Here is a 10,193-nt window from a genome sequence, read left to right on the forward strand (position 1 = left end):
TCCAGACTTCATTCGCCCCCCGCATGAGGGGTGCCGAATTCACCCTCTGACTGGATAGGAGAACACCCATGGGCTTCATCATTTGGCTGATCGTCGGCGGCATCATCGGTTGGGTCGCGAGCATGATCATGCGCACCGACGCCCAGCAGGGCGCGCTGATGAACATCATCGTCGGCATCGTCGGTGCCTTCCTCGGCGGTTGGCTGGGCGGCATGCTTCTCGGCAACGCCGGCAGCATCAACAATGGCGACTTCTCGCTGTCGGGCCTGCTGATGTCGCTGCTGGGCGCCGTCGTCCTGCTCGCCATCGTCAACCTGTTCCGTCGTGGTCGCGTGCGTTAATCCGCGCAACCCACGAACGAAGAAAAAGGCCCGGCAATCCGGGCCTTTTTCTTGTGCGGCGATCCGGCGTCAGCCCTGCGAAGCGAGCTCGACCCATGCCGGCGCGTGGTCGCTCGGGCGCTCCCACGTGCGCGGCTCCTTGTCGATGCCCGCAGCGATGCAGTCGCTCTTCAACGCATCGGACACGAGCGTGAGATCGATGCGCAGGCCGAGGTTCCGCCGGAATGCGAACTGGCGGTAGTCCCACCAGCTGAACTCGCGCGACTCGGGATTCAGTGCACGGAACGCGTCGTGCAGACCGAGTGCATGCAGGCGATCGAGCGCATCGCGTTCGGCGCGCGAGGTGAGGATGTGGTCCTCGTTCCACTGCACCGGATCGTGCACGTCGCGCTCGTCGGGCGCGATGTTGAAATCGCCGAGCAGCACCAGCTTCGGGTGTCGCGCGAGCTCGCCTTGCAGCCACGCGTGCAGCGCGTCCAGCCAGCGCAGCTTGTACGCGTACTTGTCGCTGCCGACGGACTGCCCGTTGACGACATACACGTCGACGATACGCACGCCGTTCACCGTCGCCGCGAGCACGCGCCTCTGCTCGTCCTCGAAGCCCGGGATTCCCATCTGGACGTCACTGATGACGCCACCGCCCGGCGCGTCCATCCGCGCGAGGATCGCAACGCCGTTGTACGTTTTCTGCCCCGAGAACACGCTGCGATAGCCCATCGCGGCGATGTCGGTGTCGGGAAAGCGTGCGTCCTCGAGCTTGGTTTCCTGCAGCGCCACGACGTCCGGCCGCGCGGCGGCGAGCCACTGCTCGAGGTGCGGCAGTCGCACGTTCAGTGAATTGACGTTCCAGCTGGCGATCTTCATGACCAAAGTCTAGCGGCACGGACGCGTCGCGCTGGCATGATCCGGATCTTCGCCAATCCGCACCGCCGTCATGACCCCGATCGACCTGCGCAGCGACACCGTCACCCGCCCCACGCCGGCCATGCGCGAGGCCATGCTGCGCGCGGAGGTGGGCGACGACGTCTACGGCGAGGATCCGACCGTGATCGCGCTGCAGGACCGCGTCGCGGCCGATCTCGGCTTTGACGCGGCACTGTTCACGCCCACCGGCACGCAGGCCAACCTGGTCGCGCTGATGGCGCATTGCGAGCGCGGCGATGAATACATCGTCGGGATGGACGCGCACACCTACAAGTTCGAAGGCGGCGGCGCGGCGGTGCTGGGCTCGATCCAGCCACAGCCGATCCCGCACGCGGCCGACGGCACGTTGCCGCTCGATGCGGTCGAGCGCGCGATCAAGCCGGTCGACCCGCACTTCGCGCGCACGAAGATCCTCGCGCTGGAGAACACCTGGCACGGTCGCGTCATGCCGCTCGACTACCTCGCCGCGGCGCGCGCGTTGTGCGATCGCCGCGGGCTGGGCCTGCATCTCGATGGCGCCCGCCTGTACAACGCGGCGGTCGCGTCGAACGTTCCGGCGCGCGAGATCGCGAAGCATTTCGACAGCGTGTCGGTCTGTCTGTCGAAAGGACTGGGTGCACCGGTGGGTTCGGTGCTCGCGGGCACGCGCGAACTGATCGAGCGCGCGAAGCGCTGGCGCAAGGTCTGCGGCGGTGGCATGCGCCAGGCCGGCATCCTCGCCGCGGGCGCGCTGCATGCGCTCGACCATCACGTCGCGCGTCTCGCCGACGATCACCGCCGCGCCGCGACGCTCGCCGACGAACTCGCGTCACTCGGCCTGCCGGCGCACGCCCACACCAACATGGTCTTCGTCGACATTCCGGTCGACCGCCAGGCTGCGCTGAAGGCGCATCTAGGCGAGCGCGGCGTCGTGATCTCGACGGGCTACCTGCCGACCGTCCGCCTCGTCATGCACCTCGACGTCAACGACGACGGCGTGGCGCGCACGATCGACGCGTTCCGCAGCTTCTCCTGAATCAACGCGCCAGCCAGCGAATCACGCGATCGAGCTTCGCGTACGGCGGTTTCAGCAGATCGGTGACGGCGAAACGGCGCTGCTGGAACACCGGCAGCAGCTTGCTGAAGGTGTCGAAGCCCGCCTGCCCGTGGATCGCGCCCATGCCGCTCGGCCCGATGCCGCCGAACGGCAGGCCCTGCGCGCCGAAATGCAGCAGCGTGTCGTTGACGGTGACGCCGCCGGCGAGCGTGCCGTCGACGAGCCGCTCGATGGTCGCGCGCAATGTGCTGAAGGGATACATCGCGAGCGGGCGTTCGAGTGCGGCGACGCGCGCGATCGCATCGTCGATCGAGTCGTACGTCAGCACCGGCAGGATCGGTCCGAAGATCTCGTCCTGCATGACGCGCAGCGACGATGGCGGATCGAGGATCAGCGTCGGCGGAAGCAGGCGCGTCGCGGCGTCGCCCTCGCCGAACGGCGCGATCACCTTGGCGCCCGCAGCGCGTGCTTCGTCGATGTAGCCGCGAAGCCGCGCGAACTGCGCATCGTTGATGATGCGCGTGTAGTCGGCATCGCCACGCAGCTGCTCGCCGTAGCGCTCGCGCAGTTGCGCCGTCACCGCGTCGACGAACGCATCGCGGCGCGCGCGATCCACCAGCGCGTAATCGACGCCGATGCACGTCTGTCCCGCGTTGAACCACTTGCCGGTCGTGATGCGCGCCGCGGCGAGCGCGACGTCGAAATCGGGCGCCACGATCGCCGGCGCCTTGCCACCGAGCTCGAGCGTCACGGGTGTCAGATTCGGTGCGGCCGCGGCCATCACCTTCCGACCGACGGCCGTTGAGCCGGTGAACAGCAGGTGGTCGAAAGGAAGCGACGCGAACGCCGCGCCGACGTCGGCGCCACCAAGCGCCACGGCGACGCGATCGTCCGGAAACACTGCCGCGAGCAGGTCGCGCAGCCATTCGCTCGTGCGCGGCGTGTGCTCGGAAGGTTTGAGATAGACGTGGTTGCCCGCCGCGATCGCGCTCACGAGCGGTACGAGCGCGAGATTCACCGGGTAATTCCACGGCGAAATGATGCCGACCACGCCGACCGGCATCGGTCGCACGCGCGCCCGCGCCGGCCACAGCCGCCAGCCGACCTTCGCGCTCCGCGTACGCGTCCACCGGCGCAGGTGCGCGAGTGCGTGGTCGATCTCGGCGAGCACGATCAGCGTTTCCGCGATCAGGTTCTCGTGCGTCGAGCGATGGCCGAAGTCCGCGCGGATCGCGGTGTCCATCGTCGACTGCCGCGCACGGAATTCATCGCGCAGGCGATGAAGATCGGCACGTCGCTGCGCGAGGTCCGGCTTGCGCGCGCGCCACGCGGCGAGCAGGCGTGCATGCGTGGCGGCGAGGTCGGGATTCAGCGCGTTCATGCGGTCGCGTCGGGCGGCGGAAGCCGACAGCCTACAATCCGCGCATGGCGATCCGACCCTACCTCGAACACCTTCCGACCCTCGGTGCGCGCTGCTACGTCGACGAGGCGGCCACCGTCATCGGCGACGTCGTGCTCGGCGACGACGTGTCCGTCTGGCCGGGCACGGTCATCCGCGGCGACGTCAACTTCATCCGCATCGGTGATCGCACCAATATCCAGGACGGCACCGTCGTGCATGTGAGCCACGACGGCCCGCACGCCAAGCTCGGCGGTTTCGCCACGCGCATCGGCGCCGACGTCACCATCGGCCACAAGGCCATCGTGCACGCCTGCACGATCGAGGACGCCGTGCTGATCGGCATGGGCGCGATCGTGCTCGACGGCGCGGTGGTGAAGAAGCACGGCTTCGTCGGCGCAGGTGCGGTGGTGCCGCCGGGCAAGGTGGTCGGCGAGCGCGAGCTGTGGCTCGGGAACCCCGCCAAGATGGTGCGCGTGCTCAGCGATGCGGAAGTCGAAGCGCTGTACTACTCCGCGCAGCACTACGTGCGGCTCAAGGACCACTACCTCGGCGCTGGCTGAGGCGGCGCGTGGACGGTAGAGTCGTCGGCGGGGGATAGGGGATTTGAAGATGGACGAGTCGTGGGCCACGGGGCGGCCTGACGCGCACAATCCGTACGCGACGCCGCAGGCCGTCGTCGCGATGCCGCCGCCGCTGCGCGAAGCCTTTGCGTACGTGCCGGCGAGCCGGTGGTTGCGCCTCGGTGCGCGACTGCTCGATCAGCTGTTCGTGCTGCTGGCGTTCGTGCCGCTCATCGTGGGCCTCGCGCTCGGCGAGAACATGCGCGGCTTCTATGCGCTCGCGCTGGCGACGCCGCTGCTGCTGATCGCGCTGCTCGTCGCGAACATCATCGGGCTCGATCGCCGCGGCCAGACGCTCGGCAAGCGACTGGTCGGTATCCGCATCCTGCGCAGCGACGGCTCGCATCCGACGCTCGGTCGCAGCTTCGGCATCCGCTCGGTCGTGCCGTTCCTGATCGCGTTCTTCTTCGGCCCGTTCGGGCTGATCGATGCGCTGTGGATCTTCGGCAACGAGCGCCGTTGCCTGCACGACCTGATGGCCGACACGATCGTCGTCCCCGCGCAATGACGCCCGCGGCCCGGCGCGCGGTCGCGCTGCTCGACACCCACCACGACGTGGTGACGCCCGAAGGCGTCGCCCTGCACCTGCCCGTCGCTGGGCCGGTGCCGCGCGCGCTCGCGTGGCTGATCGACTTCGCGATCCGCATGGCCGTGCTGTTCGCGCTGTCGATGGTGCTGGGGCTGCTCGGCGGCGCCGGCGCGGGTGCGATGGCGGTGGTCGCGTTCCTGCTCTACTGGTTCTATCCGGTCGTCTGCGAAGTGATGTTCGACGGACGCTCGCCCGGCAAGCGCGCGCTCGGCCTGCGCGTGGTCGCCGCCGATGGCGCGCCGATCGGCTGGCGCGCGTCGTTCGCGCGCAACCTGCTGCGCGTGGTCGACATGCTGCCGTTCGGCTACGCACTGGGACTCGTGTCGTGCCTGGCCGATCCCGCCGCACGTCGCCTGGGCGACATGGTCGCCGGTTCGCTCGTGGTGCATCTGGTGCCCGATTCGCGCGGCGACGCGGCGCCCGTGGTCGCGCCGCATCCACCGCGCGTGCCGCTGCAACCGGCGGAACAGGCGGCGATCGTCGACTTCGCCGAGCGTGCGCCGGTGTTGACGGTCGCGCGTCGTGACGAACTCGCCGACATCGCGTCGCCGCTGGTGAACGCACGCGGCTCGCGCGCGTCCGAGGCGTTGTACGCAGTCGCCGCCTGGTTGCTGGGGCGTCGCGCATGAAGCAGGACGCGTTCGTCGAGCGCCACCTCGCCGAATGGGAGGCGTTCGAGCACTGGCTCGACACGCGCGGTGGCAATGCGCGTCGCGCACGCGGCACGTACGACGCCTACACGCTGTCCGACAGCGAGATTCCCGCGCGGTACCGCCGCATCACGCAGCAGCTCGCGCTCGCTTCGCGCCGCGGCTACAGCACGCAGGTGACGGCGCGGCTGCGCTCGCTCATGCAGCGCGGCCATGCGGTGCTCTACCGCACGCCGGCGCCGCGCTGGCGACGCGTGCTCGCCTTCTTCCTGGGCGGATTCCCCAGGCTGGTGCGCGAGGAATGGCGCTACATGGTCGCCGCCGCGGGGCTGCTGTACGTGCCGGCGGTGCTCGTGTACGCGGCGATCCAGTTCGATCCCGATCTTTCGTCCGCGCTGTTTCCGCCGGAAATGCTCGCGCAGTTCGAGCAGATGTACGACCCGGCCGACGCCGCGCGCAAGCTCGGCCGCGACAGCGGCACCGACGTCGCGATGTTCGGCTTCTACATCTGGAACAACGTGTCGATCGCGTTCAAGACGTTCGCCAGCGGTGCGCTCGCCGCGATCGGCTCGATCATCGTGCTGATCCAGAACGGGTTGCTGATGGGTGGTGTCGCCGGCCACCTGCAGGCGGTGGGGCGTGGCGATCCGTTCTGGCGCTTCGTGTGCGGGCATGCGTCGTTCGAACTTACCGCGATCGTCATCGCCGGCGGCGCGGGCATGCAGATCGGCCTGCGCCTGCTGATGCCCGGGCAACGGCGTCGCATCGACGCGTTGGTCGAGGCGGGCAAGCGCGGCGCGCTGCTCAGTGCCGGCGTGTTCGCGATGCTGGTGATCGCCGCATTCCTCGAAGCGTTCTGGTCGTCGATCGGCTGGATGCCGGCGGCGGTGAAGTATTCGGTCGCGGCGGTGCTGTGGTCGCTGGTCGCGCTGTGGTTGCTGCGCGGCGGACGCGGGCGCCTGCCGGACGAGATCGACGAGGCCGAGGCATGAGGATCGACGACCTCACCGTCGCGCTGCGCCCGCGTTCGTCGTGGGAGGCGATCGAACTCGGCACCGCGCTCGTGCGTCGCCACGCGCGTGCGATCTGGCGGCCGTGGCTGCTGCTCACGCTGCCGGCGTTCGTGCTGGTCAATGCCGCGTGCTGGGCACTCGGCCATCCCGGCGTCGCCATGTTCGTGATGTGGTGGCTCAAGCCGGTGTTCGACCGCCTGCCGCTGTTCGTGCTGTCGCACGCGGTGTTCGGCGAAGTGCCGGACACGCGCGCGACGTTGCGCGGCGCGTTCCGAGGCGGTGGCCGCGCGATGATCGGCTACCTGTCGTGGCGACGCCTGAGTCCTGCGCGCGCTCTGCTATTGCCGGTCGACGTGCTCGAAGGCGGGCCGGCGGCGCAGGCGGGTGCGCGACGTCGTGTGCTCGCCGGTCCGGCCTACGGTGTCGCGTCGCTGTGCCTACTGGTGTTCGCGAATTTCGAGGCGGCGCTGGTCTTCGGCTTTGCCGGCATCGCCCTGCTGTTCATCCCCAACGAGTTCGTGCGCGCGGCGTTCCAGGATCTCTGGCTCCAGATGCGCGAAGCGCCGGCGTGGATGACGCTGATCGAGAACGGGCTGGTGTGGGCAGCGACCAGCGTGCTCGAGCCGTTCTATGTCGGAAGCGGCTTCGGCCAGTACCTCAACCGCCGCACCGAGATCGAGGGCTGGGACATCGAACTCGCGTTCCGCCGACTGCGCGCGCGGCTGCTCGACGCCGCCGGCCCGGCGCTACTGATCGCCTGCGTGCTGCTCGCGCCGCGCCTGTCGTTCGCGGCGGAGCGCTCGACGATGGCGCAGTGCCCGCTGCCCGTGCACGACACCTCGATGCTGCAACGCGCGTTCGGCGGCGACTACCGCGACGCGCGCGGCTTCGAGCATGCGGTCGAGAAGGCCTATCAGGATCCGCGCCTGCATCCGCAGCGCAAGGTGTCGACGTGGAAGCCCAAGCATCCGGAAAAGCGCGAGGCGAAGCCGCAGCGCCTGCCGGACTGGCTCATCGCGATCGGCAAGGCGATCGCGTCGATCGGCGAAGTCACGCTGTGGGCGATCGCCGGCGCGCTCGTGCTGCTGCTCGTCTGGTTGCTGTATCGCTGGTGGCCGACGCTGCAGTCGATCGTGCGCGAGCCACGCGTACCGCCGGCGCCGCCGGTCGAGCAGGCGGTCGCCGAACCGGTGCCGCTGCCGCGCGACATCGTCGCGAGCGTGCGTCGCCTGTGGGCCGCTGGCCATGCGCGCGACGCGCTGGCGCTGCTGTATCGCGCTGCGGTCGAGGCCATGCTCGGTGCGACGGATCGCGTGCTGCCGCCGGGCGCAACGGAAGCCCAGTGCCTGCGCGCGTCGCAGGCCTTGCCGGAATCGCCGCGTCGCGCATTCGCACGCGTGGTGCGCCTGTGGCAGTACGCCGCGTGGGCCGAACGCGTGCCCACCGATGACGAATTCGAAGCGGTGCTCGACGATGCCGCGCTGCAGTTCGGGTGGCGGGCATGAAGCGCCTGCATGTCCCGCTGATCGCGATCGGCGCGGCGCTCGTCGCGCTGGTGGTCGCGCGGTGGCTGCATACCTACGAGCGTGTGGACGAGTGGATCGACCTGCCGCGCACGGGCGAGGCGGCGACGAATCCGTTGTTCGGCCTGCGCGTGGCGCTGGAGAAGGACGGCCGTCGCGTGCATGCCTGGCGTCGCCTCGCACCCGAGGCCATGCATCTCGCGCCGACCGACACGCTTCTGTACGACGGCGACATCCGTGCGATCTCGACGCCGGTGCGTCGCGCGCTGCTCGACTGGGTGCGCCGCGGCGGCCATCTCATCGTTGCGCTGCCGGCGCCCGATGCCGCGCTCGACGTATTCACCCATCGCGATGCGACGCATGTCGGCGTGCCGCTGCTCGACGAGATCGGCGTGCGCATGCGTCGCGGCACCGGCGGCTGCATCGGTGACGGCGATACCGCGATCTACACGCTCTGCGGCACGCGTCGCTTCGACGTCCCGCCCGGCACCGCGCAGCGCATCGGCGACGACGAGGGCGACGTGCTGGCGCGCGTACGCGTCGGCGCGGGCAGCGTCGATGTCGTCGGCTCGCTGGAATTCGTCGACACCGATCGCCTCGAGCAACGCACGAACGCCGCGTTCGCGCACCAGCTAATCAGCGGTGGCGATGCGCACGGCGTCGTGCACCTCGTGCACAGCAGCGACATGCCGTCGCTGTGGATGACGCTGGTGAGCCGCGGCTGGCCGGTCTGGCTGCCGCTGGCGCTGCTGCTCGCGGGCTGGATGTGGGCGCGCATGCGTCACTTCGGCCCGTTGATTCCGTCGCCGACGCTGGAGCGTCGCTCGCTGCTGGAGCATGTCGCCGCCAGCGGCCAGCACCAGTGGCGTTACGGCCGCGCCGACGCGCTGTACGCCGCGCTGCTCGACGCCTTCCAGGCGCGCCTGCGCCGACGCGATCCGCAGGCCGCCGCGCTGCAGGGCGAGGCGCAGACGTTGCGCCTCGTCGAACGCACCGGCCTGCCGCATGCGCAGGTCATCGACGCCCTCACACCGCCCGATCCACGCGACGCGAAAGCGCTCGCGACCCGCATCGCCACCCTTGTCCGCATGAGAAACCGGCTATGACCGATACCGCTGCCACTCCGCTCACCGGCGACGCCCTCGCCGAGGCCGCATCGCGCCTGCGGGACGCGGTGTCCGGCGCCTTCATCGGCCAGCCCGATGTGCTGGAGCAGATCCTCGTCGCGCTGCTCGCCGGCGGCCACGTGCTCATCGAGGGCGTGCCCGGCCTCGGCAAGACGCTGCTGGTGCGCGCGCTCGCACAGGCCATCGACTGCCAGCACGCGCGCGTGCAGTTCACGCCCGACCTGATGCCCAGCGACATCAGCGGCCACGCCGTGTGGGATCCGAAGACGGAGACGTTCTCGATCCGCCGCGGCCCGGTGTTCACCAACCTGCTGCTCGCCGACGAGATCAACCGCGCACCGGCGAAGACGCAGGCCGCGTTGCTCGAAGCGATGGCCGAACGACAGGTCACCATCGAAGGCCAGAGTTTCCAGCTGCCGCCGCCGTTCATGGCGCTCGCCACGCAGAACCCGCTCGAACACGAAGGCACGTATCCGCTGCCGGAAGCGCAGCTCGACCGTTTCCTGCTCAAGGTGCTGATCGGCTATCCGTCGCGCGCCGATGAAGTGCGCATGGTCGCCGACGTCAGCCGTGGCGCCGCGAGCACGTTCGATCTCTCCAGCGTGCCGCGCGTGCTCGGCCCGGACGACATCGTCGCCATGCAGAACGCGACCGCTCAGCTGCACGTCGACGACGCGATCGTCGATTACGCCGTGCGCATCGCCGCGAGCACGCGCGACTGGGCCGGCATCGCGCTCGGCGCCGGCCCGCGCGGCTCGATCGCGCTGGTGCGTTGCGCGCGTGCCCAGGCGGTGCTCGCCGGCCGTGACTTCGTTACGCCCGACGACGTGCGCGAAGTCGCGCTGCCGGCGCTGCGCCATCGCATCGGCCTGTCGCCGGAGCTGCAGCTCGAAGGCCAGTCCACCGACACCGTGCTCAAGGCGCTGCTCGCACGCGTGGAAGCGCCGCGCCAGTGAATTCGTCGCGCA

At 69.7% G+C, this 10,193-nt stretch carries 11 protein-coding genes; 9 read left to right on the plus strand and 2 right to left on the minus strand.

Going from position 1 to position 10,193, the window contains the following annotated elements; genetic code table 11:
• The first annotated feature begins 68 nt into the window (after positions 1-68).
• A complete protein-coding gene (locus tag EVS83_RS06150; protein WP_133500160.1) occupies positions 69-341 on the plus strand; it encodes a GlsB/YeaQ/YmgE family stress response membrane protein in 273 nt (90 codons plus the stop codon).
• Positions 342-410: 69 nt separating this feature from the next.
• Here the strand turns inward: EVS83_RS06150 and xth are convergent, their stop codons facing one another.
• Complete coding sequence (xth, locus tag EVS83_RS06155; RefSeq protein ID WP_133500161.1) at positions 411-1,205, minus strand: exodeoxyribonuclease III; 795 nt, start codon at positions 1,203-1,205, stop codon at positions 411-413.
• A 70-nt stretch (positions 1,206-1,275) separates the two neighbouring features.
• Between xth and ltaE the strand changes: the two genes are divergently transcribed.
• On the plus strand, positions 1,276-2,280 hold the full coding sequence (ltaE, locus tag EVS83_RS06160; RefSeq protein ID WP_133500162.1) for a low-specificity L-threonine aldolase: 1,005 nt from the start codon (positions 1,276-1,278) through the stop codon (positions 2,278-2,280).
• Between the two features lies 1 nt (position 2,281).
• On the opposite strand, the gene EVS83_RS06165 is transcribed toward ltaE, so the two are convergent.
• Positions 2,282-3,682, minus strand: a complete 1,401-nt coding sequence (locus tag EVS83_RS06165) for a coniferyl aldehyde dehydrogenase (protein ID WP_133500163.1) — start codon at positions 3,680-3,682, stop codon at positions 2,282-2,284.
• Between the two features lie 44 nt (positions 3,683-3,726).
• Between EVS83_RS06165 and EVS83_RS06170 the strand changes: the two genes are divergently transcribed.
• The 7 genes from EVS83_RS06170 to EVS83_RS06200 are packed head-to-tail and all read left to right on the plus strand — an operon-like array spanning position 3,727 to position 10,181.
• On the plus strand, positions 3,727-4,263 hold the full coding sequence (locus EVS83_RS06170) for a gamma carbonic anhydrase family protein (protein ID WP_133500164.1): 537 nt from the start codon (positions 3,727-3,729) through the stop codon (positions 4,261-4,263).
• Positions 4,264-4,312: 49 nt separating this feature from the next.
• The gene (locus EVS83_RS06175; protein ID WP_133500165.1) at positions 4,313-4,831 is read left to right on the plus strand and encodes an RDD family protein; all 519 of its coding nucleotides are present in this window, start codon (positions 4,313-4,315) and stop codon (positions 4,829-4,831) included.
• On the plus strand, positions 4,828-5,541 hold the full coding sequence (locus tag EVS83_RS06180) for an RDD family protein (RefSeq protein WP_133500166.1): 714 nt from the start codon (positions 4,828-4,830) through the stop codon (positions 5,539-5,541). Before EVS83_RS06175 ends, EVS83_RS06180 begins: the two co-directional genes overlap by 4 nt.
• The gene (locus EVS83_RS06185) at positions 5,538-6,554 is read left to right on the plus strand and encodes a stage II sporulation protein M (protein WP_133500167.1); all 1,017 of its coding nucleotides are present in this window, start codon (positions 5,538-5,540) and stop codon (positions 6,552-6,554) included. The genes EVS83_RS06180 and EVS83_RS06185 overlap by 4 nt, the downstream gene beginning before the upstream one ends.
• Positions 6,551-8,080, plus strand: coding sequence for a DUF4129 domain-containing protein (locus tag EVS83_RS06190; protein WP_133500168.1), 1,530 nt, complete (start codon positions 6,551-6,553; stop codon positions 8,078-8,080). The genes EVS83_RS06185 and EVS83_RS06190 overlap by 4 nt, the downstream gene beginning before the upstream one ends.
• On the plus strand, positions 8,077-9,204 hold the full coding sequence (locus tag EVS83_RS06195) for a DUF4350 domain-containing protein (protein ID WP_133500169.1): 1,128 nt from the start codon (positions 8,077-8,079) through the stop codon (positions 9,202-9,204). Before EVS83_RS06190 ends, EVS83_RS06195 begins: the two co-directional genes overlap by 4 nt.
• Positions 9,201-10,181, plus strand: coding sequence for an AAA family ATPase (locus EVS83_RS06200; RefSeq protein ID WP_133500170.1), 981 nt, complete (start codon positions 9,201-9,203; stop codon positions 10,179-10,181). Before EVS83_RS06195 ends, EVS83_RS06200 begins: the two co-directional genes overlap by 4 nt.
• Positions 10,182-10,193: the final 12 nt, after the last annotated feature.

This window comes from Cognatilysobacter terrigena (genome assembly GCF_004361065.1).
Lineage (GTDB): Bacteria > Pseudomonadota > Gammaproteobacteria > Xanthomonadales > Xanthomonadaceae > Cognatilysobacter > Cognatilysobacter terrigena.

What these genes read in the sequence shown, in the direction of transcription:
- EVS83_RS06175 (WP_133500165.1), top strand. Translation starts at nt 4,313, where the DNA reads ATGGACGAGTCGTGGGCCACGGGGCGGCCTGACGCGCACAATCCGTAC.
- xth (WP_133500161.1), bottom strand. Translation starts at nt 1,205, where the DNA reads ATGAAGATCGCCAGCTGGAACGTCAATTCACTGAACGTGCGACTGCCG.
- ltaE (WP_133500162.1), top strand. Translation starts at nt 1,276, where the DNA reads ATGACCCCGATCGACCTGCGCAGCGACACCGTCACCCGCCCCACGCCG.
- EVS83_RS06170 (WP_133500164.1), top strand. Translation starts at nt 3,727, where the DNA reads ATGGCGATCCGACCCTACCTCGAACACCTTCCGACCCTCGGTGCGCGC.
- EVS83_RS06150 (WP_133500160.1), top strand. Translation starts at nt 69, where the DNA reads ATGGGCTTCATCATTTGGCTGATCGTCGGCGGCATCATCGGTTGGGTC.
- EVS83_RS06200 (WP_133500170.1), top strand. Translation starts at nt 9,201, where the DNA reads ATGACCGATACCGCTGCCACTCCGCTCACCGGCGACGCCCTCGCCGAG.
- EVS83_RS06185 (WP_133500167.1), top strand. Translation starts at nt 5,538, where the DNA reads ATGAAGCAGGACGCGTTCGTCGAGCGCCACCTCGCCGAATGGGAGGCG.
- EVS83_RS06180 (WP_133500166.1), top strand. Translation starts at nt 4,828, where the DNA reads ATGACGCCCGCGGCCCGGCGCGCGGTCGCGCTGCTCGACACCCACCAC.
- EVS83_RS06190 (WP_133500168.1), top strand. Translation starts at nt 6,551, where the DNA reads ATGAGGATCGACGACCTCACCGTCGCGCTGCGCCCGCGTTCGTCGTGG.
- EVS83_RS06165 (WP_133500163.1), bottom strand. Translation starts at nt 3,682, where the DNA reads ATGAACGCGCTGAATCCCGACCTCGCCGCCACGCATGCACGCCTGCTC.
- EVS83_RS06195 (WP_133500169.1), top strand. Translation starts at nt 8,077, where the DNA reads ATGAAGCGCCTGCATGTCCCGCTGATCGCGATCGGCGCGGCGCTCGTC.